This is a genomic window from Microbulbifer sp. MLAF003 (assembly GCF_030012965.1).
Lineage (GTDB): Bacteria > Pseudomonadota > Gammaproteobacteria > Pseudomonadales > Cellvibrionaceae > Microbulbifer > Microbulbifer variabilis.
Genome location: NZ_CP120232.1, coordinates 2,923,008 through 2,945,278, shown reverse-complemented (window position 1 = coordinate 2,945,278; position 22,271 = coordinate 2,923,008). Strand labels below are relative to the sequence as shown.

20 protein-coding genes are annotated in these 22,271 nt (G+C 51.2%); 3 read left to right on the top strand and 17 right to left on the bottom strand.

Annotated elements, in window-relative coordinates; all coding sequences use genetic code 11:
- Positions 1–18 precede the first annotated feature (18 nt).
- Positions 19–1,989, bottom strand: coding sequence for a DUF3604 domain-containing protein (locus P3339_RS14000; RefSeq protein ID WP_282950893.1), 1,971 nt, complete (start codon positions 1,987–1,989; stop codon positions 19–21).
- Positions 1,990–2,272: 283 nt separating this feature from the next.
- Between P3339_RS14000 and P3339_RS13995 the strand changes: the two genes are divergently transcribed.
- Complete coding sequence (locus P3339_RS13995) at positions 2,273–3,952, top strand: NAD-dependent malic enzyme (protein WP_282950892.1); 1,680 nt, start codon at positions 2,273–2,275, stop codon at positions 3,950–3,952.
- 48 nt (positions 3,953–4,000) lie between these two features.
- Here P3339_RS13995 and P3339_RS13990 read toward each other — a convergent pair whose 3' ends face one another.
- From P3339_RS13990 to P3339_RS13940, 11 genes are all read right to left on the bottom strand, one after another.
- Entirely contained in the window at positions 4,001–4,690 is a 690-nt protein-coding gene (locus P3339_RS13990) for a patatin-like phospholipase family protein (protein WP_282950891.1), read from the bottom strand.
- 14 nt (positions 4,691–4,704) lie between these two features.
- Positions 4,705–5,304: a patatin-like phospholipase family protein gene (locus P3339_RS13985; RefSeq protein WP_282950890.1), complete on the bottom strand. Its 600-nt coding sequence runs from the start codon at positions 5,302–5,304 to the stop codon at positions 4,705–4,707.
- 49 nt (positions 5,305–5,353) lie between these two features.
- Positions 5,354–6,028: a M48 family metallopeptidase gene (locus tag P3339_RS13980; protein ID WP_282950889.1), complete on the bottom strand. Its 675-nt coding sequence runs from the start codon at positions 6,026–6,028 to the stop codon at positions 5,354–5,356.
- A 123-nt stretch (positions 6,029–6,151) separates the two neighbouring features.
- Entirely contained in the window at positions 6,152–9,475 is a 3,324-nt protein-coding gene (locus P3339_RS13975) for a type I restriction endonuclease subunit R (RefSeq protein WP_282950888.1), read from the bottom strand.
- A 14-nt stretch (positions 9,476–9,489) separates the two neighbouring features.
- On the bottom strand, positions 9,490–10,830 hold the full coding sequence (locus tag P3339_RS13970) for an McrC family protein (protein WP_282950887.1): 1,341 nt from the start codon (positions 10,828–10,830) through the stop codon (positions 9,490–9,492).
- On the bottom strand, positions 10,827–12,908 hold the full coding sequence (locus P3339_RS13965) for a DUF8426 domain-containing protein (protein ID WP_282950886.1): 2,082 nt from the start codon (positions 12,906–12,908) through the stop codon (positions 10,827–10,829). Before P3339_RS13965 ends, P3339_RS13970 begins: the two co-directional genes overlap by 4 nt.
- 80 nt (positions 12,909–12,988) lie before the next feature.
- The gene (locus tag P3339_RS13960) at positions 12,989–13,216 is read right to left on the bottom strand and encodes a hypothetical protein (protein WP_282950885.1); all 228 of its coding nucleotides are present in this window, start codon (positions 13,214–13,216) and stop codon (positions 12,989–12,991) included.
- A gap of 158 nt (positions 13,217–13,374) precedes the next feature.
- Positions 13,375–14,061, bottom strand: a complete 687-nt coding sequence (locus P3339_RS13955; RefSeq protein ID WP_282950884.1) for a UPF0149 family protein — start codon at positions 14,059–14,061, stop codon at positions 13,375–13,377.
- Positions 14,058–15,212, bottom strand: coding sequence for a restriction endonuclease subunit S (locus P3339_RS13950; protein WP_282950883.1), 1,155 nt, complete (start codon positions 15,210–15,212; stop codon positions 14,058–14,060). Before P3339_RS13950 ends, P3339_RS13955 begins: the two co-directional genes overlap by 4 nt.
- Complete coding sequence (locus tag P3339_RS13945) at positions 15,202–16,740, bottom strand: type I restriction-modification system subunit M (protein WP_282950882.1); 1,539 nt, start codon at positions 16,738–16,740, stop codon at positions 15,202–15,204. The genes P3339_RS13950 and P3339_RS13945 overlap by 11 nt, the downstream gene beginning before the upstream one ends.
- A 135-nt stretch (positions 16,741–16,875) precedes the next feature.
- Positions 16,876–17,067 carry a hypothetical protein gene (locus tag P3339_RS13940; RefSeq protein ID WP_282950881.1) on the bottom strand — a complete coding sequence of 64 codons (192 nt, stop codon included), beginning with the start codon at positions 17,065–17,067 and terminating at the stop codon, positions 16,876–16,878.
- A gap of 236 nt (positions 17,068–17,303) precedes the next feature.
- On the opposite strand from P3339_RS13940, the gene P3339_RS13935 reads away from it, so the two are divergent.
- A complete protein-coding gene (locus P3339_RS13935; protein ID WP_282950880.1) occupies positions 17,304–17,846 on the top strand; it encodes a hypothetical protein in 543 nt (180 codons plus the stop codon).
- Between the two features lie 378 nt (positions 17,847–18,224).
- Here the strand turns inward: P3339_RS13935 and P3339_RS13930 are convergent, their stop codons facing one another.
- From P3339_RS13930 to P3339_RS13910, 5 genes are all read right to left on the bottom strand, one after another.
- The gene (locus P3339_RS13930; RefSeq protein WP_020415048.1) at positions 18,225–18,953 is read right to left on the bottom strand and encodes a siderophore-interacting protein; all 729 of its coding nucleotides are present in this window, start codon (positions 18,951–18,953) and stop codon (positions 18,225–18,227) included.
- Between the two features lie 14 nt (positions 18,954–18,967).
- Positions 18,968–19,096, bottom strand: a complete 129-nt coding sequence (locus P3339_RS13925) for a hypothetical protein (protein ID WP_282950879.1) — start codon at positions 19,094–19,096, stop codon at positions 18,968–18,970.
- Positions 19,093–19,404 carry a MarR family winged helix-turn-helix transcriptional regulator gene (locus tag P3339_RS13920; RefSeq protein ID WP_282950878.1) on the bottom strand — a complete coding sequence of 104 codons (312 nt, stop codon included), beginning with the start codon at positions 19,402–19,404 and terminating at the stop codon, positions 19,093–19,095. The genes P3339_RS13925 and P3339_RS13920 overlap by 4 nt, the downstream gene beginning before the upstream one ends.
- 227 nt (positions 19,405–19,631) lie before the next feature.
- The gene (locus P3339_RS13915) at positions 19,632–20,561 is read right to left on the bottom strand and encodes a hypothetical protein (RefSeq protein ID WP_282950877.1); all 930 of its coding nucleotides are present in this window, start codon (positions 20,559–20,561) and stop codon (positions 19,632–19,634) included.
- Between the two features lie 47 nt (positions 20,562–20,608).
- Positions 20,609–21,349: a hypothetical protein gene (locus P3339_RS13910; RefSeq protein ID WP_282950876.1), complete on the bottom strand. Its 741-nt coding sequence runs from the start codon at positions 21,347–21,349 to the stop codon at positions 20,609–20,611.
- 544 nt (positions 21,350–21,893) lie between these two features.
- On the opposite strand from P3339_RS13910, the gene P3339_RS13905 reads away from it, so the two are divergent.
- The gene (locus P3339_RS13905; protein ID WP_282950875.1) at positions 21,894–22,196 is read left to right on the top strand and encodes a hypothetical protein; all 303 of its coding nucleotides are present in this window, start codon (positions 21,894–21,896) and stop codon (positions 22,194–22,196) included.
- Positions 22,197–22,271 lie beyond the last annotated feature (75 nt).

The following is a 22,271-nucleotide window of genomic DNA, read 5'->3' as shown; positions in this document are numbered from 1 at the left end:
ATGCAATCTTTTCGATGCTTACTGCGGCGAGTACCAGATTGGTGAGCTGAAGGCGCGCCCTTGCTGAATGAGGGGCACCTTCTCGTCCATATCAATGCCAAAACGCACCTTATCGTAGAGCGTCCAGCGAGGTGTCGGTATTTCAAGGGCGCGCAAATAGTAGACAGCGCTTTGCTTGGGGTTAAACTCCGGGTCTTTGAATAGCCCAATCAGCTGGGGTTCGCCAATAGTGTTCGAGTATTTGGCTGTGTCCAGATCAACGGTGTTACCTACAGGTGGAATCTTACCGGCACTGTCTATTTTGCGCCCACCGGACCACTTTACATTAAAGATCTTTTCCCTTGTGAGCCCGTTGTCATCCAACCAACCTTTAATGATTTGCACTCGGTCTAAGTTAGCTCCTTGAGGGTCTTTCAATACAGCTACAAGAAAGGTCGCTTTTTGCTCCTCGGTGGCGGGAGGCAGCTTTTGCCCCATCGGTACCCCTTTTTTATAGCCATTCGCCACTATGTCTCCTTTGATATCTGCATCCGTATAGTCATAACCGCCAAAGAAGCGCACGGAAATCCGGGGACCTGTGGTGGCGAAGGTCTCCTTGCGGTTCATTGCATCCCAGATGGCTTCGCGGGTATTCTCTCTAGCCCATACACCAGTGATGCCCGAAGCGGCTTGCTCCCATCCAAAGTACTCGCCACCAACCCCTTTCAACAAGGGAAAGGCCCAGCGTTGTTTATTGCTGGGTTCCAGGGTTTTGAACTTACCGTAGAAATTATCCTGATCAGGAGTGGAGAGGCCTGTGTGAGTGTCTGTACCTGCATTGGCACCGTATTGAAAAGGGTTGGTGCCCAGGGCTTTCTCCAAGCGCAGTCCGGATTTGAGAGCCTCGCGCCAATACTCGTACTGTAAGGCACCGGGAGGTTTGGGTTTCAGGATTAGGTTACCGCGGTCCCAAAGGTCCCAATTAGCGAATTCATCCTCGGGAGAAAGGGCAGGGTGAGACTCACTCTGCCCTTTTACCTGAACAAGTTCATAGAGTGGCTCATAGCGCGCACGAAGCCGAGCCCACTCTGGAGTTAGGGGAGAGCCGTCAAACTGCTTCTCGATAAACATGCGCCCATTGGACATATTGCCGTTGTGTGGAATCGCTAATACTCGCCCACCAGTTTTATCCTCATAAGCCTTCATCCATTCCCAGAGTTTTACTGGGTTCTGGGTGTCGAAAGTAGTCAATGGCATCAGTGATTTGGTGCGATCGGCTCCATCGCGAAATATGACGTTGCGATGCAGGTTATCACCGCCATCGGCATTGACCGTCCACTCGAAAGCAATAAAAGTAGTGAACTCACCGGGTTTGTAATAGCGCTCTGCGGCGTCAACGGTTCTCTCCCAAGCGGTACGCATCCACTTGGGGTCCATTACCTGTTTGGGGAGTTTGCCTTGGGACTGGAGAACAATGACCTCGCTCTTGGCATCATTGGTGGCTTCCTCGCTGCCGGAGGCGAGAGCATCGTGCCAGCGTTTAAGGGTGGGGTCGGACATCATCTCCGGGTTGCCAGCGACTATCTCACTAATAACGCCCATGCCGTCGGAGTGATCGGTGATCATAAACCAATCATAAGGTCGGTCTAATTTTGCTTTGAGTCCGCTGTTGGAAGTAACTTCCTTTCCCAGCGCAAACTGATAAGCATCGTCCGGGGTGAGTATTGCGCCGTCCAACCCCGCGTCGACAGACCAGCCAGTATGGACATGTGTATCGCCAAAATAGACATTGCGTGCGATACGTTTGTCAGAACTTTCCTGGGCCTCTATCTCTGCTTTGATCTCCGGTGCCATGGCGGTAAGTACCTCACGCTGATTTTTTTCTTGTGAGGCTTGTTCGTTCTTTTTATTAGGTTGCTCCTCAACCTCACCATTATTTTTTCCGCAGCTATATAGGCCTGACGCGACTGACAGGGCGATCAGAATACTTTGCAGTTTTTTTATTTGCATGCCGGGCGCTCCATTGCCTGGGCAGAAAATGAGTGGCGCCGATATTGATTTCGGTACCGCCTCCTTAGGTGAAAATACAGCTAGCATAGTTGAGCGGCGTTTTTTTAGGGGCGGGTAGGCCGAAGGGTGGGTCTTGTTATATCGCGGAACAATGGATAGTCTTCCATGCCCCACTGGATTGGCAGGTTTGCGCACAATCCTGACCCGCATTAGTTAATTTAGTCAGATTGCAAAAGCTGAGCGCAATTTACTCCATCTGCCGTATCAGACTTAAAGCAGGTTTATGAGCAACAACGAAAAGCGTCCACTCTATATCCCCCACGCCGGTCCCTCCCTGTTGGAGATGCCACTGTTGAATAAAGGTAGTGCCTTCACTTTAGAGGAGAGACTTGAATTCAACCTGGCCGGGCTTCTGCCAAATAATGTCGAAACGATTGAGGAGCAGGCTCGGCGCGCTTATCTACAGTACCAGCAATGTAAGACGGGGCTGGACAAGCACATATATCTGCGAGGGATTCAGGACGATAATGAAACCCTGTTCTTTTACCTGATTGAGCATCATATTGATGAGATGCTGCCGATCATCTATACGCCCACCGTAGGGGCAGCCTGTGAGGAATTTTCTAACATTTACCGCAATCATCGCGGTCTGTTTGTCTCTTACCCAGACCGTGAATATATTGATGATATTTTGCGAAGCGCTACCAAGGAAAACGTCAAGGTTATCGTAGTGACCGATGGTGAGCGTATCCTCGGTCTTGGCGATCAGGGTATTGGTGGAATGGGTATTCCTATCGGAAAACTATCCCTGTACACCGCCTGTGGTGGTATCAGCCCGGCTTATACACTTCCCGTCACCCTGGATGTTGGCACCAATAATCGCACCCTCCTCGGCGACCCCATGTATATGGGCTGGCGTCATGAGCGCATTTCCCAAGAGGAATATGATGAGTTCTTAGAGCAGTTTATTGAGGCGGTAAAGCGTCGCTGGCCCAAGGTGTTGGTACAGTTTGAGGATTTTGCCCAGACCAATGCCATGCCACTGTTGCAACGCTACAGGGATCAAATCTGCTGTTTCAATGATGATATCCAAGGCACCGCCGCTGTCACTCTGGGGACCATTCTGGCCGCCTGCAAAACCTGGCAGGAGCCATTAACGGCCCAGCGGGTTCTGATTGTGGGTGCCGGTTCCGCCGGTTGTGGAATTGCCGAGCAGGTAGTGTCCGCTATGGTGCAGGCTGGCCTTGGCGATGCAGATGCGCGCTCGCGCATTTTTATGTTCGATCGCTATGGGTTGGTAACCTCTGATATGAAGGGGTTACACGATTTCCAGGCTGCACTGGCCCAGTCTCCGGATATCTTGGATGGGGCAGCCGAATCAGACCTGCAAAGCCTGATTAGCAAGGTAAAGCCGAGTATTCTTATTGGCGTATCCGGACAGGGTGGTTTATTTAACCAGCAGGTGATTGAGGCATTACAGAAGGGCCATGAGCGCCCGCTGGTGATGCCGCTGTCAAACCCCACCTCCCGCGCTGAAGCGACCCCTACAGAAATATATACCTGGACCAAGGGGGAGGCGCTGGTGGCTACCGGCAGCCCATTTGCCGCAGTGGAAATTGATGGACATCACCACCCGGTGGCCCAATGCAATAATGTGTATATTTTCCCGGGTATTGGCCTTGGGGTGATTGCCGCGAATGCCACGCGGGTTACCGACGGCATGTTGATGGCAGCCTCCAACGCTCTGGCAGAGCAGGCGCCAGTGGTGAAGCAGGGGGAGGGCGCGTTATTGCCACAATTGGATGATATTCGAGAGGTGAGCATTGATATCGCCAGGGCTGTGGCTGCCCAGGCACAGCTCGATGGAGTTGCGCCCAAAGTGAGCCATGAGCATCTGGAGAAATCTCTCAAGCGTAACTTTTGGCAGGCCGACTATCGCAGTTACCGCCGTCGTTCTTTCTGACCACTTAATAACAGCCCTGGCCGGGTAGTTCTACCCGGCTTTCTTCTTTTAAGCCAGTTGCTCCCCTGAGAAGAAGACTTCCGGTTGGCGCAGAACCAGATAATCCTCCCATTGGAAACCGCTGCTTAAGAACTCAATCGCAGCTCTAACGCCCGATAAGAACAAGTGCTCACAGTGTTTTCCTGGCATTGCGAAGTCCAGCCAGTGGGGGTGCTCACCGCTGGTCATCGGTTCTATAGCGATCTCTTTTACCAGTGTGTGGTACTCCGCATTCAGGCTTGCCCGCACATGGTTGTCGAGCATATTACGGCAGGTATTGATTAGCCCCATGGCAAAGCGCCCCACCTTGCCAGACTTGGGCTGGTAGTGGTCCACCTCCAGCTTGATACCAAAAGTGGGTAGCTTGGGAGTACCGACTGGCTTGTGGAAGATATCAAAGGGGAAGTTGGATACCAGGCCGCCATCAACAAACTGAATCTCTTTAGGGAAACCATTTTTAAAGAACAGCCGGGGATCGCCAATCCCTTTTATACTACGCCAGTTCTCGGCCACTGAACTGCATTCATCCAGCTGGGGAATATCCTTCACAGTGTAAGGTTTGAAAAAGCCCGGCACAGACATGGAAGCCCGGACGAACTCGGCGGGATTCACCGCATCCGGGTTACTGAAATAGAGCGGTGCCTTGGCTGGGAATACGGCTCGTGTTTCAGTGGTAATATCCGCCGCAACCAAAGCCACCTCTGCATTGCCTACTATGGGATCGGGCTCCCCCGGTAGTGAAGGGTGGGAAACTGATTGATACGCTGGTTGAGTTGTGCCGTATTGGTAATGCCCAGCTGGCGCAGTTCCTCTTGTAGCCATTGGGTAAAAGCATCGCCAGGATTGAGGCCTTTTTCTTTCAGCAGCTGCTTGCAGGTACGCAGGGAGTCGAATGGATGTAGTGCCAGGCTACTAAAAAGCCCTTTGCCTTTGAGCAGGCGCTGAACTGTTTTGCGTGCAAAGCGTTCACCATCCTCAAAACTGGCAAAGTCTGCCTTGGCCATAATATCCAGTAACTTTTCGCTCTTACGTGAGCCCGGCGTACCGGCAGCGGCCAAAAACAGTGCATTGATGGCGCCTGCAGAGGTACCTGCAACTTTGCGAAAGCGAATGCCAGCCCTCTCAAGGATATAGGTGTAGCCCACCAGGGCAATGCCAAGCATGCCACCGCCTTCCATTACCAGATCCACATACTGGAGCCCATCCGCATCCTGTACATCGCTAAAGGGTTTACCTTCGATTGATTTACGCGAATTTTGCCAAAGGGTATCCGCTTGGGAGATGGCACTGGTCACCCACGCTGTTTTACTCATCTGATCTTTCCCTGAAGTGGCGGTCGATTCCATACGAAAGTTAAAAATATTATCGGTTAAAAGAGTGGGGCAGGGTATCACCTAGAATCAAATTCGCCATAGCATCCAGCTTGTTTTTCGTGCCTTCCCACTTGGGCATCACTTGATTCATTAAACGGTAAAATCGCTCGCCGTGGTTGTGTTCGGCGATATGGCAGAGCTCGTGCAAAATGACATAGTCGATGCACTGGCGTGGTGCTTTTACCAGGTGGGGATTGAGGGTAATACGCCCTTGCGGTGAGCAGCTGCCCCACTGGGTTTTCATGCTGAGGATACGCAGTGGTGGGCGCCCGGAAACCCACAGGGTCTGCTCAAGCAGAGTATCCAGGCGGCGGTGAAAAATTTCTTTGGCGCGCGCCTTATACCACTCCGTCAAAAGCAGGCGCACTCTTTCGGGATCTTTTTTACGCACGGATACTTCCAGCTTGCCGCGCAGTAATTTCACCTGTTGTTGGGTGTCTTCAGGTTCAATCACTTTCAGCAGATATTGCTTGCCCAGATAGTAGTGGCTCTCGCCGCTGATATATTGCCGTGGCGTTATATATTCCAGCGCTTTGCGGAAATCTCGTAGCTGCTGGTAAATCCAGCGCCCGCGTTTTTTTACCGCTTTTAATACCGCATCGTTATCGATAGGTTCCGGTGCGCTGACCACCACACGGCAGTCTGGGTGTACTTTGATCAGCACTCGCCCGTTGGCCTGGGAGCGGGGTAGGCATTCAAAAGTGATGCGCTCATCCCCATAGGCAAAGCTCAGTTGCCGAGAGTTGGGGTTAGTTGGGGGGAAGTAATGGGCACATTCATGCCGAGGTTAGTCTCCGCTTAAACCAACGCGGGTGATCTGTAGGATCATCTCCACCATTTTCTTGGCCTGCACCATACCACTGCCGATGGATTTGCACTCCATAAATAATTTGGGCATCAGCTTTTTATGGATATCCTTCTCAATATTTTGCGGGCTGATGGAGTGCTCCATTACGGACTGGGCAACCATTGTATCGATCTCGAAGGCCAGCTTGATCCACTTATCCTGTACCTGGCTATCACCAACCGCAAAAACTTCCGGCAGGTTTTTCTTGAATACACCAAAATAGGCCTGGGCGTGGCGGTTATCGGCAAAGACGTTGGGGATTTCATCCAGGTTGCGGGCTTTTACCTGGGATTCCAGCGCTTCGAACAGTAAGTACTGCTTGTGTGGGTGATCGAACAGTTTTTCCGCCTCCTCAATGGCTTGCAGCAGTAACTTGGAAAAGGCTTCCTGGGCATAGGGATCGTCGCGCAACTCCTGTTCGATCATGCGGGTTACGCGGGTTTTAATAATATCGGTTTCGTTGCGGGTTTTGTCCTCCTCCCAATCTTCAGGCCGCTCCGCTTTGCCCATTTTATTGACTTCGTATTTACCCTCGGGCTCTAAGATTTCCACCCCCACCACATGCTTATCCAACAGGTTTTTTACCTGGGCCGCGTATTGGTCATAGTCCACAGAGATTCCGGTTTGCTGCAGCGCCCATTGGCGCAAACTGGCAAATTGTTTAACCGTCTGTTTGTAGTGCTGGCGATCACTATCGCTAAAGCTTTTGTCTTCGAAGAAGGTGGCCGATTGCAGGGCTACTTTCAGGCAGGTGGTGAAGTGGGTGAGTGCTTCGTAGAAGTCCTCGCGCACTTTTAGGTTTATATCGACCAATTCACCATTGCGCTGTTCAATTTTGGGCACTATCACCTGACGCAGTTGCTCGGTGTCCTGCTTATTTTTCACACCGGCGAAAATGCCCCAAAGGTTTTTATACAGCAGGGGCAGGCGCTTGTACTCGCTGCTCATGGGGCTATAGAGCCCGGCGATATCGTCGATATCGTAACCGCCCTGGGTGCGCGCGGCCAGATCCTGGTATTTCTGCATGGTGGTATCCAGCTCTGCCAGGATGCCCCGGTAATCGATTAGCAGGCCAAATTTTTTATCCGGGTGCAGGCGGTTGACCCGCGCGATCGCCTGGATCAGGTTGTGTTCCTTGAGCGGCTTATCGATATACAGCACCGTATTTTTGGGCTCATCGAATCCTGTCAGTAGTTTGTCCACCACAATCAGCAATTTCAGGGAGTCGTCTTTATCGAAGCGCTCAATCACTCCCTGGGTGTAGCGCTGTTCATTTTGCGAGCCCACATTGTCTTTCCACCACTTCACCACCTCCGGCATCGAGGATTCATCTACCGCCTCGTTGCCCTCGCGGGTATCTGGTGCACTGATCACCACGGCTGATTCAAATTTCTGCGCTTCTGGCCAGTGTTGCTGGGCCTCATCCAGGTACTTTTTATATTGGATGGCAGTGGCCTTGCTATCGCAGGCCAGCTGGCCTTTTAAGCCCGCATCGATGTTTTTAACAAAATGGGTGGCGATATCGGTAGCAATCAGTCGAATGCGATCGTCTGCCGTGTAAATCTCTCCCTTGCGGGCAAACTTGCGCTTTAAATCTGCCTGCTGCTCCTCGCTCAAGCCCACCGTAATGCGCTCAAACCAGCGGTCAATTGCGCGCTCATTAACATTCAAGTCCGGGATACGCTCTTCGTACAGCAGTGGGGTTACGGTGCGATCCTCCACCGCCCGCTGCATGGTATAGGCATGGACTATGGGGCCGAATTTATTGGTGGTTTTGTCGTCTTTCAGCAGGGGTGTGCCGGTAAAGGCCACAAAGGCGGCATTGGGTAGGGCCTGGCGCATACGGATATGGTTTTCGCCGCCCTGACTGCGGTGGCCCTCGTCGATCAGCACAATCAAGTCGGCACTGTCGTTGCGACACTCCGGCAGGGCAGTGGCGCCAGTAAATTTTTGCACCAGCGAGAAGATAATGCGCTCATTGCCGCTGCCAATCTGCTGGGCCAAACGCTTGCCGGAAGTAGCCATCGCCGCTTCCTTATCTTTCTTGCCCGCCAGTTCGCCGCCGCTGGCAAAGGTATTGCTGAGCTGGCGCTCCAGATCCACCCGGTCGGTGACAATAACCAGGCGGCTCTGTTTAAGGCTCGGCTGGAAGATCAGCGCTTTGCTTAAAAACACCATGGTGAAGGATTTGCCGGAGCCAGTGGTATGCCAGATTACGCCGCCCTCTCGCGCACCATCATTGCCGCGTTGGGCAATGCGTTCTAAGAGCCGTTTAATGCCGAACACCTGCTGATACCGGGCGACGATTTTGCCGGCCTTTTTATCGAACAGGGTGAAGTAACGGACCATCTCCAGCAGTCGCTGGGGTGATAGCAAGCTGATTAGCAACCGATCCTGGCCGCCCAGGGCCAGCTCGCCGCCGGCGATCAGAGTCTGGTACCAGTCCAGATCTGATGGGGAGCGCTGTTTAAACAGAGTTTGGATTTGTTCGCTGGAAAGGGGGCGGTTTTTGATCGCCAGCATTTCCTCATCGGCGATATCCTCTTCGCGCCAGGCCGCCCAGAATTTTGCCGGGGTATTACAGGTGCCGTAGCGGCCCTCGTCGCCATTCACCGACAACAACAACTGGCTGTAGGCGAACAGTTGCGGGATTTCATCGTGGCGCTGGTTGCGCAGACTCTGGGAGATACCCTCGTCGATAGAGGGGCCCTTCTTGCCATCCGGGCGTTTGGCCTCGATCACTACCAGGGGGATACCGTTGACGAAACACACCATATCCGGGCGGCGGGTCTCTACGCCGCTGGCACGGGTTACGCTGAATTCCTCGGTAAAGGCAAAGTGATTGTTTTCGATGGTGTGCCAGTCGATCAGGGCTATCGTGGGGGTGGCTTTTTTGCCATCGACAAATTCGGTCACCGAAATGCCGTAGAGCAGGTGGTTGTACAACTCTTCATTGGCCGCCAGCGGGCCTTTGTTCAGCGCTGGGCTGCACACTATGCCAATCAGGTGGTCGATGGATTTTTGCGAGAGCGGCTGCTCTTTACCGGCGAAATGGAAGGTCCGTTTGCCCAGCTCCCGGCGCAGTATCTCCGTGAGCACCACTTGGTCCTGGCGCCCACTACGGGCTTGCTTGGCCTCGGCGGGAGGTAAAAACGACCAGCCCAGATTGCACAACAGGGCCAGGGCGGGGATCTTTGCGGCGTATTCTTCTTGGAATTTCGGTACTGCTGTGTAATCCATTTCCACGGTAATACATGTCTCCAAAGGGAAATCCGTTTTTATTGGGATAAAAGTGTCTCTGTTTCCGGGCTGTGGAGCAAGCTGGGAAAATACGCTTGCCAGTCTCCGGCCACCAATTGTTGGCTATGCAGATTAAAAGGCAGCGCCCAAAGATGTAGGTTGTCGGAAAAACTAAAGCGCGGCAGGGGTTGGCAAAAATCCCCGTGGGCGGGAAAGATCAGCGCCATATGGCCCCGGCCATCCATGTAATAGTTGCCGTAGGCAAAGAGCTGGTAGAGATCAGCTTGGCTCAGTTTGTATTTCTCGTTGCTGCTGGCGCAGCTATTTAATAATTTCCACTTGGTATCCATCACGGCTACTTGTGGTCGACCTTTTTCCATGGTGTCACTTTCCAGCAACAAATCCGGACGAAGTTGAAACCAGCGGTTATCGGTTTCTGTGCCCTCGGGCCTGTGCTTTAACAGGTATTGGCTGCTTGCCTGGGTGTGCAGGCGAGTGCCGGGTGGCAATGTCTGTTGCAGGCTGTGCGCCACATAATTCTCAAATAACCGCTCCATGGGGAAGAGCAGGGCGATACCGCGATGCTCGCCTTGGGTAAAACTGGCGTTGAGGTTTTGTAAAATTAAACGGCACCAGGGTTTGACTGCCTCATAGCTTTGCATCAACCGGTCCGAGCGCCATTTTGGCAGTTCGGCTAGTGGCGCCGGGCTTGCCGGCACCGCCGCCATCTGGTGATTAAAGCTATTGGCCAAGCGCCAGTTATCGGCAGTGGCGCAGAGCTTCAGGGTAATTTCCAGGGCGCTTTTGAGCAGACGGTTTTCACGGATTTGAGGGCTGAAAATATCGTGCTCAATATGGAACCAGGTGGCCCTGTCCGGCGTTTGTTGTGCCTGCCGGGCCATGTTTAGGCGGCCACGAATAAATCGGCTCTCCTCCGCCCGGCGCTGGTAGTCACTGCGCAGCCCGCGTTTTAACAGTCGGCTCAGGGCTTGCAAGAACTGTGAAAAAATCCACTCGTGCAGGGGCAGCGGTTGCTGCTGCAAATCAGCCGGGCCGGCATTGCGGGGGGTAATACCCAGGCTGATAGCGAGCATTTTCTGCAACAGTTGCCGGCTCCGCTGCGCTTCGCTGGCTGAGGGTGGTTGCCAGTGGGTTTTCGGCAGAATTTCGATAGCTTCCCCAGTGGGGCTTTGCAGAAATCCCACATAGCTGCCCAGTTGGATACTGTGGGCGCCGCTATCCCGAATAAAACGACTGCCTTGGCTCTGCCCCAGTTCTCGCAGCCACGCCAGGGTTTGTGCCGAAACCCGCGCACTATCCAGGCTGGCGAAGCTGGTTTGATCGCTGTGCAGAGTGGCGTACTCGCGAACCTGGATCATACCGCTACTTCGCTTTCGGCTTCTTCCAATGCTGGCGACTTCGGTGATGCAGTGGCGGTAGTTGGGGGCAGTATGCCGCGATAGGCATCGGCTTGGATAAAGGCCTCTGTATTGAGGGAAAAACGCCGCTCATTGATTTGGCTGGCGATATCCGCAGGGAATAATTCGTTTAAAGGTTGTTGGCCACCCTCAATAATAAAGCGGTGGTGCGGATGTTTCGCCGGGTCGTTCAGTACCCAGCCGATACGCTGCCAGTCATCGAAAAAGTACTCCTGTAATAGCGGCAGTATCTGCTGCTGGAAAATAGAGGCCAGCTTGCTCTCACGCTCTTCTAAAGGGAGGCCGCACAGGGGTAAAAAGTAGCTGTGGCCGATCAGGTGATCTCGATCCAATAGTGCCTCAATACGCTGGTTTAGGGTTGTGAGCAGCTCACCGATATCAATACCGTAAACCTGGGTGCCCGCCAATAACTCGGGATTGGGTGGCATTTCTACAAAGCTAAAGCGGCGGCGCAGGGCCAGGTCCAGTTGAGCTAGGGATTTATCGGCGGTGTTCATGGTGCCGATTACGTACACATTGGGCGGCACAGCGAAGGTTTTTTTGGAGTAGGGCAGTATCACTTCGCGGGCATCTTCAGCGCCCTTGCGCTTGGCGGGCTCCAGCAGGGTGATCAGTTCACCAAAAATCCGCGAAATATTGCCGCGATTGATTTCGTCGATAATCAAAACCAATGGCTTTTGCTGTGGCTCGCTAATATCCTGCGGTGCCAATAGCTCTGCAAGTTTGTCTATATCAATCGTCGATGGGTGCAGTTCGTAGAGCGTCTTTTGTGAGAGTGCTTTTTTAAACAGTTGCTCACGGGGCAGGCTGGGTTCGTACTGCCGGTGCCATTTTACCGGGCGCGCCTGCTGGTATCCGGTACGCTCATCGGTTTCCAGTCGTTGGTAGTCGCCGGTGATTTCCGCAATTGCGCGAAACTTGCGGTTGCCATCGGAAATAACCACCAAATCCCCAACTCGAAGAGTATTGCGGAAGTTATGCACCGCAGTGATGGGGTAGTCAGATTGCTGAATTTCTAGGCTATTGGCCGTCTCAAACTGTTTGCGCACGGAATCGCGGCTAGTACAGCGAGAAAAATCGATACTCTCGCCATAGCCCAACAAGACATAATTATTCTCCAGGCACTCCTGATAAATATCGTCGTTGTCCTCCAGGGTATTGCCCAGGGACATTTTCCAAAAACGGCGGCCATTAAGGTCAATCTGCTCGCCGCTCTGGCGGGTAACTTTGGCATCGGCGGACTCGCATAACTCCTTAAATACACCGTCGTGAACGGAATAATTTAGTTGCCCGTTGTCACTACTCTCCGCGCGGATACCTTCAATAAAATCTTCGTAGGCAAAGCTCTGGTGAAAGGTGGTAAAAACTATGCGCTTTTCTGTAACCAGTTTATCGTATTTTTGCTTCAGAGAGTCATAAGATGGGGAGCCATCTTGCTCGTCAGACTGTGTTTGGTACCACTCCGGCTCAGTAATTTTTACAGCCAAATCGATAGTATTAAAGGTCTTGCCAGTGCCGGGAGGGCCATAAAGGATTTGATTCAAGGGGATGTGTCTGACTGACTCTACTACCTCTTCAGTATGCGCATTATCTTTAGTCGATGATACTTTTTCTTTACTGGGTTTGATCCCTAACCTGTCATCAAATAACGCTTTCATAAACCCGAATGGAGTGAGGTCCGGATTTAAATTTTCTTTAGCCAGCTGATAGTATTGGATAAGCTGGCGCATACGCGCAAAAGGCTGGTTTTCTGCTGGAATATCCTTTTTAGGATGGCCCAGAGCCTCTAAAAAATGACCCAAGTGTTTGCTAGAGGAAATGGGAATAATAGTGTCTGGATGATAAGCAGCAAAAACTCTTAGTTTCCGCCCTTCGCCCATCATATGTAATGGTTCTACCCCTGCTTTAGAAAAAATTTCTGTATTATTGTCGAGCCAACCATAGTTGCTCTTTGCATTCGCAATGACACCATGTAATTTTAGAGTGTACTTAAGAGCCTCTTCTGGCCCCATATGCATAAGGTTACGATGAACAAAAAAATCCCCACTCCTATCCTTGTACAGGACGTGACCGCGAGCCGTGCCAGGAGAATAGCGGCCTAACGCTTTTTCCAGGCCTCGTTCCAGCCACCAGCAAAATTCCCCTGCTGCGCATCCCTACCCATGCAGTATTGGTCCAAAGTTAGATTTTCTATCTCCTCAGCGGGGAATTTGGTTATAAATTTTTTGTGGCTTTCACGGTCTCCGGTATCCTTTGTGTAGAGAACGTCACCGTTTATTATTTTTCCAAGACGAGTAAATACATCTGGTTTAAAGTTGTAGTCCATTATCAAACCTTTTTTCTATTTTATTCTGGTTATTTCCCTTTCCAGTATTAAAAACTGGTTTTCTCTCTTACTTCTAGTTGGGTAAATTAAGAGATTGGATAGCAGTTTTTAGAAACAGGGTCAATGAGTTGAGGGTTTCCATTTCTGTCTGGTGATGGTTAATGCAAACAGCAGCGTTTAAATTTTTTACCGCTGCCACAGGGGCAGGGGTTGTTGCGGCCGGTTTTGGGGTCGGCTCGATGAGGGATTGGCGATGGCTCCGGGGCGCGTTGTTGCAGCCAGTAGCGGTGCAGGGCGCGGGCGGCGGGTTCTATTTGGGTAACGGTCTGCTGATACTCGGCCTTCGTCAAGCCCCCTAGGTAATCGAAATGTTCCTCGCGGGCGTGCAGGGCGATGGCTTGCAGTTGGGCGTCAAGTTCTGCGGGCAGGCTGGGCCACTGGCCCAGGTCCACACCCTGCATATAGCCGAAACACCATTCCCCAGGGAAGATAAAAGAAGGCTCGCCCTCATTGGCCTCATTGAATAGGGCTTGGAACTCTTCGGGGGCTTCCGTTAGCACCATGGCATTACTGTTCATCAACTGGAATAGCAGCGCCATAAAGCGCTGCATCTCTTCCTCGGACTCCCACTCCGGCTCGTTGCCGGGGCCGCCCCAGAGGGCGGAGAACCAGCGGCTGGGGGGAATCATTTCCGGGCCGGAGACCAGGGCGGTGAGAAAGCCGTCCAGCTCGCAGATATCCAGTATCGAGTCGTCGTTGCCGTACTTGTGCAGTACTTCGTCTATATAATCCAGATCGGCTTCACTGATGGGCGCATCGAGATTGACGGTTTCGCTAAAAGTCATTGGGCATTCTCCACTTGGACCCGGCGCTTGCCGGTGAGCAGCTGCTGCATCAGGGCTTTTTTCTCCTGTTTTAGGCAGTCGAGTTTTTGTTGCAGAGTTTCGATTTCCCGATCGGCGCTGGATAAGGTTGCGGCGATTTTTTGTTGTTCTTCCAAAGATGTCGGCGTAAATACTTTTATGGAATAAAGGGTTTCTCGCGATAGGCTGGGAACACCAGAAGCTTCGCTGTATTTCTTTAGCCCTAACATGGAGACAAGATAATAAAACCACTTGATATGTGTATTTTGCTTTGGCAAACAATAAAAGGTGGTATCAATTGCCCAAAAAGGTCTGTCGATATATATAGGTTTATCAATTGTTCCTTTTCTGCCTATTAGCACAGAAGTTTTAGTGCAAAGAGGTTCAATTGCATGACCGCTGATTCCTCCGGTTCCATAAATGGGATTTTTCCCATTTTGGCTTAAAACTTCTTTGGGTGATTTCCCGTAAACGATTTCGACAAGATTTTTTATGGGTGCTTTTTTCCACTCCCCACTAAACCGAACCCCATTCTTATCCCGCAGGCGTTTTTTGCCGGTGAGCAGTTGCTGCATCAGGGCCTTTTTCTGCTGGCGGCTGTTGGCGAGCAGTTTTTCGCTGGTGTCGATGGCCTTATCCCAGGTGGATAGGATTTGGGCGATCTTTTTTTGCTCGGGCAGTGGTGGTGTTAGAAGAGATAAAGGCTTCAAAACTTGCAGGTTAATATTTTTCTGTGCGTTTTGAGTGGATTTTGAATCTAGATCTTCTTTTTTTGTTTCAAGTAACTTTTTTAGCCAGTAAACGTTAGCTATAGTTGGATTTGGTTGAATTGCAACAATACTATCAGGGCATGCAACATCAAAGCATGTTATTGCAGTATCTCCAATATTTGCCGCAATAGTAATAAGTATAGTTTCTGAGGGGAAGACTCTACTAACGCCGACCCCATCTTCGTTGAGAGTTTGAGAATAAGCCTTCAAATACGTACCTGATGATGAAACATCGCCAGTCTGTACAAAAGGTACTTTACCACCGAAGAAGCGAGGGTCATTTCTTGGGCGTGCCGAAAACTTACCTCGTTCTACAAGAGCTAATTCTTCTAGTTTTTTTACATCCCACCCCTTAGGCACCATAACCCAACTCCTGCAAATACTGCTCCATTTCCCCTTCAAGTTCACTTAACTGGGCTTTCAGCTGCTGCCGCTCGGCACGCACGGCCAGCAGGTCGATCTCCTCCTCCTCTTCGAAGGTATCCACATAGCGGGGGATATTCAGGTTGTAGTCGTTATCCTGAATTTCCTTGTGGCTGGCCACATAGGCGTATTTGTCCAGGTCGGCGCCCTGGCGGTAGGTGGTCACTACCTTGTCGATATTGTCCTGGGTGAGCAGGTTCTGGTTTTTGCCCGCTTTAAATTCCCGCGAGGCATCGATAAACATCACGCTGTCGTCCTGCTTGTCGCGGGCGAAGATCAGGATGGCGGCGGGGATGCCGGTACCGTAGAAGAGTTTCTCCGGCAGGCCGATCACCGCGTCCAGCAGGTTCTCCTCGATCAGCTGTTTGCGAATCTTGCCCTCGGCGGCACCCCGGAACAGTACGCCGTGGGGCACCACCACGCCCATGCGCCCGCTCTTGGGGTTGAGGGTTTCGATCATATGCAGGATAAAAGCGTAGTCCCCCTTGGTTTTCGGCGGCACACCGCGATGAAAGCGGCCGAAGGGGTCGTTGCCGGCTTCGTCGTGGCCCCATTTGTCCAGGGAGAAGGGCGGGTTGGCGGTGACGATATCGAACAGGTCCAGGTCGCCGTTTTTGTCCAGCAGCTTGGGATTGCGAATGGTATCGCCCCATTCGATTTTGTGGTTGTCCTCACCGTGCAGGAACATATTCATCTTGGCCAGAGACCAGGTGGAGCCGATGGCTTCCTGGCCGTAGAGTTCGTACTGCTTGCTGTTGTGGTGTTCCCGCACCTTGCGCCCGCACTTCATCAGCAGGGAGGCGGAGCCGCAGGTAGGATCGCAGATACGGTCGCCGGGGCGGGGGTCGAGCAGTTCGGCGATCAGCTCGGACACCTCCGGTGGGGTGTAGAACTCACCGGCCTTCTGGCCGCCGCTGGCGGCGAAGTTCTTGATCAGGTATTCGTAGCCGTTGCCGATCACATCCAGGTTGCCCACGCGGCTGGGGCGCAGGTTCAGCTCGGTTTTGGCGAAGTCTTCCAGCAGGTGGCGCAGGATGGTGTTCTTCTGCTTCTCCTCGCCCAGCTTATCGGTGTTGAAGGAGATATCCTGGAACACGCTCTTGCCGGCGTCCTTGAGCTTGGTGCCGTTGGCCTCTTCGATGGCGTGCAGGGCCTGATCGATACGCTCGCCATTGCCGGGCTCGTGGCGGTGCTCGTACAGCGTGTAGAAGCTGGCACTGGGCGGCAGTACAAAGCGCTCGCTCTTCATCATCTCCTCGATCAGCTCCGGCTCGTTGCCGTAGGTTTCCACATACTCCTCGTAGTGGTCCTGCCACACATCGGAGATGTACTTGAGGAACAGCATGGTGAGGATAAAGTCTTTGTAGGTATCGGCGCTGATGGTGCCGCGAAAGGTATCGCAGGCATTCCACAGGGCCTTGTTGATGCTGTCCTGGCTGATCTTTTCGGCGGCGCTTTTGCTGCTCATGGGGTGCTTCTTGTCCTTGGTGTACTGCTGGGGCGCTGTGGCCCAATTGAATTCGGTTTGTGTTGGCATTGCTACGGGTGTTGTCGCGGGCGTTGCTGCTGGTATTGTTTCTCGGCCTCTGCGCGGTGGCGCCCATTATACGCGTGGTAGGCGCTGCAACTGCTTGGCAATCAGGATAGTGAGAGCCAATCCAGCGCAGATCTCTGGCATCCGGGCAGCCGGGTTATTTGGGGGCTGCTCGCCCTGGCTGTGGCGATGTTGATTGAGCGGTCGGGTGGCGTCAAGGGCATTTATACTCTGGGCGCTTTGAAGTAAAAGCAGCTTCAACAGAGGGTGCGATAGCTGGTTAATACGTAATGATCACAGTCTGATTTTCTGGTTGTTTTTTGATCTTCTGTAGTGAGCCTTCCGAATGGTTGGGCTGGGATGGCTAATCTATAAAAAGCCCTGTGCGTTAAAGGACTTTTGAGCTACTACTGGCGCCAGAGCAGTGGTTGCGTAGGAAATGGTAAAACTGTAATTGAGCTTGGCGGCGGCTTGCTAGCAGGGGGAAGGGGTTAAATATGATTCGGCATATTACAAGTATCTTGGCGAGCGTGGCTCTTTGGCTCTGTGGGAGTATGAGCCTGGCTGAGACGGAGCAAAATAAAGGAAAGTATCTTGGGGCCTTTAATGATCCGGTGGCTTATTGTCGAGTTGTGGTCAACGCGGACAACCCGGAAGAACCCTATATAGGCCCCGCAAAACCGCAGATGGTATTAATGGGTATTTACCTGGCGGCTGGTATTTCTGCGGGCGCCCCAAGGGATTGGGTTGCGGGGGGCACCTTTTGGCGTTGTATGGATGGCGGAGTCTATGCGTGTTTTATCGGTGCCAATCTTCCCTGCAAGGAAAAGGCGAATACTTCGAAGGAGCCGAGTGAGGCGATTACTGCTTACTGTAAGAGCAACCCTGCATCTAAATCTATACCGGCAGTTGTAACTGGCCGGGTGACTATCTATGAATGGCACTGTGAGAATAGCGTTCCAGAAATTACCCGACAGGCGCTGCAAGTAGATAAGCGGGGCTTTATCGCGAATTACTGGTATCGGATGGATAGACCGTGATAAATAGATATCATCGATAGAGTGGCTTGTCTTATGCAAATTGAGAGCCACTGCCACCGAGGTGGAAAAAATGCAAAGCCATTGTGAAATGCGGCCAAACTATTTTGGCGCTCAAATAATTGGTGCCAGTGCCCAATAAGGCTTCAACAGTGGGGTGTTACTCCCCGCTGCTCTTGAGGCCTTAAAAACCCACTAACCCCATTTCTTACCTGAAAATGGATTTGTTACTAGTGGATCGGAGAAAGAAAACGTTGGACCCGGGGCACGCTGTGAATACATCCCTGTGCGCTCGTAATCGGTATTCATGTTTTAAACGCTTCCTGTTCTTTCACTCTGCTTTTTTAGTAAGAAACAAGCCCACTAATTTCACTCTTAGATCTACTCGTTATCCAGTTTTTTTGCGAGTTTATGGCCTTCATCGGAGTCCCCAAGTTTCCAATAGCTGGAGATATAAATATGGGTTTTGGGGATTTCTTTTTCCTGCTTAAAGAATTTCCGTAACTGACGCATGCTATTAAATTCGCAAGCGGCCCAGACGGCGGCTTGACCTTGGGGCCAAGGCAGTGCCTGAATTTTAGGCAGGAGCATCTCTCCGGTGGGGAGGGGATTTACCACCCAGTGCAGTTGCAGGTTTTTTGGGTGTTTGAGTAGCTGAATATCAGATTCGCTTTGGACCTCTATCACCGCATATCCACTGGCCTCATCAGGTAATTGGGCCAGGTTAACGCTGATAGCGGGTAGGGCGGTCATATCTCCGACAAGCAGAAACCAGTCGGCCTCAAGGTTAACCAGCTTCTTAGGGCCTGGTCCTCCTATCTGAATACAGTCTCCAGGTTGTGCATTGGCCGCCCAATTTGAGGCCGGTCCTTGATTTTCATGCAAAGCGAAGTCGATATCGATTTCTGTCTGCCGTTGGTGCCTGATGGTATAGCTTCTCATTAGCGGGCGTTTACCTTCGCCCTTAGGGAAAACCAGTTTTACATAGGCACTTTCCTGGTCACTGGGAAAGGATTCAAACCCATCGCCGCCCAGAGTGATACGTAACATATGTTTTGAGATTTTTGTGGAGCGCAAAACGACCAGCTCTCGTGTGCGTTTTTCAGCCATAGTATTTAGGCTCCTTAATCTGAAGTAGAGTGTTCGGTCAGGTTCTCGATCATAACGCTGGCGATATGGGCAAAAGTTTTTAGTTCTTTTTCGCTCAGGTTGTGGGTCATTGCAGCGATAACTTCTGTTTCCAGGTTATTCACTTTTTCAAGAATTTTTTTCCTGCTGCTGTGGGGGTAAGGAATTGACTACGGCGATCATCGGGGTTATCGGTTTTATTGATGAGTGCGGAATGAACCAACTCATTGAGTACCCGTGTAATTTGGGCCTTGTCCTGATTCATTCGCAGAGCGATTGACCGCGCGGTACTCTGCGGATATTTGCCTATTCCCTTGAGCACGCGAATATGATTTACCGGGAGGTCAATTTCTTGCTCCTGAATACGGGCTCGCAGCTGTCTTTTGTAGGCGTGGATCAGCTGGTGCAGGATTTCATTGGCTGGGTAGCTCACAGTGATACCGCATTAGATTGATTGACTTTGTCAACTTTATTTTAAATGGTTGATAGTGTCAACTAATCTGAATGGCATCGCGTTAGAGTCGAGAGAGGATTTTCCGTAGAAGGCAAAATTAGGGGTGAAGTTCGCAGCAAGCCCGAGCCTTAGGGAGTAATATTTGCAAACTTAAAATCGGATAAAGGGGAGGGGGAACCCCTCCCCAGTAACAGTAGGAATCGCGTTTACCAGGTTAAGCTGATATCGGTTCCATCAAACTTTACGTCTGAGTCGTACACATATTTCAATGTGCCTTTCCAGAAGGAACCGTGCCATTCCCAGTCGGCATCGTAGCTGACTTCATTAATCACCTTTTGGCTAAAGGCTTCAAAGCTACCGTAGCGCTCCTGGCTACCCATGATCACTACCCAGGTTTGTTCGTTCCAGTCGCAGGTAACGGTATTGGAGTCACCATTGCCACAAGGATAACGCACAGCGATATAGCCGTCGTCTTCCTTACCGAACTTCCAGTTGCCGCTGCGCTTTTCCTCTTCAAACCCCTCCGGCCACTGCAGGGCTACGTTGGAGCCGCCGGAGTGGAACAGCTCAATTTCCGGGTAGGGGTTGTATTGGATCACGGCGACATTGTTTACCTGCTTAATCTTGGGCAGGTGGTCGTTTTGCATGGTGCTATTGCCATCGCCAACCTTCGCCCAGACTGATTGGGTGCCGGTGGTGGCGATCCAGGGGGTCTGCTGGTAGCCCTGACGACCACCCCAGTAGTTCTGAATGGAGTGCATCATCACACCACCATCCTTATACATGGAGAAGTTGGCACCGGAGAGCACCGAGCTGCGGCTGAAAACAGCTCCGGCCTTAGCGGCAGCGGGGGCAGCCGCTTCTGAAAGACCCAGGAATTGGTCAAAGGCCTTTAGCCCTTCATACCCTTCAAGCTGATATCTACTGGCGAACCAAGCGGTATCAGCGGCTACGTCGGGGTGGAAGTAGGCTCCCTGGCTCCAGTAGAAGGGCACACGTTCTTCGCGGGGGAAGTCGGCATAGAGACTGTTTCTGGCATCGCCGAGAGAGTGGCCTACCGAGTAATTCATATTCAGGTTTTTACCGAAATACTCAAAGACCTCATCGGTGATCTCCAGGCCAGAGGTAGCCAGCATTACACCTGCGGGGCTTGGTGTTCTTACTGACTCTTTGCCCAGGCCCGTTAACAGGTAGATGATGCGGTTGATGTTGCCGCCGGAACCGTTCCTGCGATAGCCATCGTTACTGCGGCCTGCGGCTGAAAAAGGATGCCCTGGTCGTTAGTGACCAGCAAGATGTCCTGTAGCAAGCGTTGCGCAGCTCCTGTGGCCAGTGCGCGGATTTCTGCATCTTCAGAGAAATCAACGAGGTTAAGTAGCGCCGATAAGGTGTAGGGGTAATAGACCGGGGAGTAAAACTCGTAGAAACCGTACTGGTTTTTGACTTCCAGGTAGCGCTTTAGGCGCTTATAAGTTCTGTCATCTGCAAAGGCACCGTACTTTTCCTGCAAAAGGTACTGGGCAGAGGTGTACATGATCATGTGGTTTTCAGAGGCAAAGACATGATCCCCAGTGCCGCCTTCCTTAAACCAGAAATGGTATCCATCCAGGGCGGCAAATAGTTCGTCTTTAATTTCCGGGCGGAAAAACAGAATGCGGATCAGCCTGGTGAGGGTGAAATCTGAATTTTTTTGTCCACCATTGCGCAAGACATCCAGGTTTTTGTTCAGTGCCTCCCAGTTGAGCTCATCGCCAGTGTATGCCTGCAGGACTACAGCGGTATCATTGGTGGAAGAAACCCCCTCTTCAATATATTGCAGTTGCCTATTTTGATAGGCGCTCTCATCAAAAGACTGCGCACTTGCAGAATGTATCGCCAATCCTAATAAAATCGGGTACAGCATTCCTACTACTGGTACTTTCATCAGTACTTGTTCCTATTTAGATTTTGATTTTTGGCGTTAAACACCATAAATGTACCACTTATGTATTACAGGAATTTATTGGACTAAACGATAGGTATTTTCTGTCGGCTTGGGTTGCGATTTCGACCACTTAGGCTCTTGGTTCTCACTTTTTAAAAATTTTCGTGGTCAGTTTTTTGGTCGTCTTAATTATTTATTTTTTATGTCCTGCAGATGAATTTTTTTAGCTGCTAATTGGTACAAAGTGGTATTCAAGATAAATTTGTTTTCTCAGGTAAGATAATGAGTAACCTTTTATTCGCTACGGTTTTAATTGTCAGTTTAGGTCTGAGATGAACAGCTTCGGGAAGGGAATGATTAGTTTAATAATCACTTTTTATTGGCGCCAGTTTAGTTTGTAATTGCTGTGCCAACCGATTTAGCATTTGGTGAAAAGTGCTCAGGTTTATAAGGTGGCAAAACCTGGGGGATTAAAAATTTGCTATTTTGAGAAGAATGTTTTTACAAATAGCGATGTTCGCTTTCATGCATTCGAGAATAAAAAATGAAAAAATTACTAATCTTCTTTGCGGCTGGTTGTTTGGGCGCTGTAGCCAATAGTGTTGTGGTATGGCTGTTTGGGGACTTTGGAATAACCCCATTTCTTGGTGTGTCTATTACCCCATCTTTATCCGCTGAATGGCTCTATCCCAGGGTAGTTTGGGGGGTATTTGGGGGCTTTTTTTATTCTTCCCTTCTTGTCATCGAAGTTGTTGTTAAAAGGCAGCATCCTGAGCTTGCTCCCCACTGCGTTCCAGCTTTTTGTGGTTTTTCCGGTGATGGCTGGAAAAGGTATGGCTGGGCTTGAATTGGGTGCACTTACCCCGGTTTTTGTATTGTTTTTTAACTGGATATGGGGAGTTGTTACAGCGCTCACAATAAA

What these genes read in the sequence shown, in the direction of transcription:
- P3339_RS13985 (WP_282950890.1), bottom strand. Translation starts at nt 5,304, where the DNA reads ATGAGTAAAACAGCGTGGGTGACCAGTGCCATCTCCCAAGCGGATACC.
- P3339_RS13995 (WP_282950892.1), top strand. Translation starts at nt 2,273, where the DNA reads ATGAGCAACAACGAAAAGCGTCCACTCTATATCCCCCACGCCGGTCCC.
- P3339_RS13960 (WP_282950885.1), bottom strand. Translation starts at nt 13,216, where the DNA reads ATGGACTACAACTTTAAACCAGATGTATTTACTCGTCTTGGAAAAATA.
- P3339_RS13915 (WP_282950877.1), bottom strand. Translation starts at nt 20,561, where the DNA reads ATGCTGGCTACCTCTGGCCTGGAGATCACCGATGAGGTCTTTGAGTAT.
- P3339_RS13910 (WP_282950876.1), bottom strand. Translation starts at nt 21,349, where the DNA reads ATGAAAGTACCAGTAGTAGGAATGCTGTACCCGATTTTATTAGGATTG.
- P3339_RS13970 (WP_282950887.1), bottom strand. Translation starts at nt 10,830, where the DNA reads ATGATCCAGGTTCGCGAGTACGCCACTCTGCACAGCGATCAAACCAGC.
- P3339_RS13935 (WP_282950880.1), top strand. Translation starts at nt 17,304, where the DNA reads ATGATTCGGCATATTACAAGTATCTTGGCGAGCGTGGCTCTTTGGCTC.
- P3339_RS13955 (WP_282950884.1), bottom strand. Translation starts at nt 14,061, where the DNA reads ATGACTTTTAGCGAAACCGTCAATCTCGATGCGCCCATCAGTGAAGCC.
- P3339_RS13930 (WP_020415048.1), bottom strand. Translation starts at nt 18,953, where the DNA reads ATGGCTGAAAAACGCACACGAGAGCTGGTCGTTTTGCGCTCCACAAAA.
- P3339_RS13945 (WP_282950882.1), bottom strand. Translation starts at nt 16,740, where the DNA reads ATGAGCAGCAAAAGCGCCGCCGAAAAGATCAGCCAGGACAGCATCAAC.
- P3339_RS13905 (WP_282950875.1), top strand. Translation starts at nt 21,894, where the DNA reads ATGAAAAAATTACTAATCTTCTTTGCGGCTGGTTGTTTGGGCGCTGTA.
- P3339_RS14000 (WP_282950893.1), bottom strand. Translation starts at nt 1,989, where the DNA reads ATGCAAATAAAAAAACTGCAAAGTATTCTGATCGCCCTGTCAGTCGCG.
- P3339_RS13965 (WP_282950886.1), bottom strand. Translation starts at nt 12,908, where the DNA reads ATGCATATGGGGCCAGAAGAGGCTCTTAAGTACACTCTAAAATTACAT.
- P3339_RS13950 (WP_282950883.1), bottom strand. Translation starts at nt 15,212, where the DNA reads ATGGTGCCTAAGGGGTGGGATGTAAAAAAACTAGAAGAATTAGCTCTT.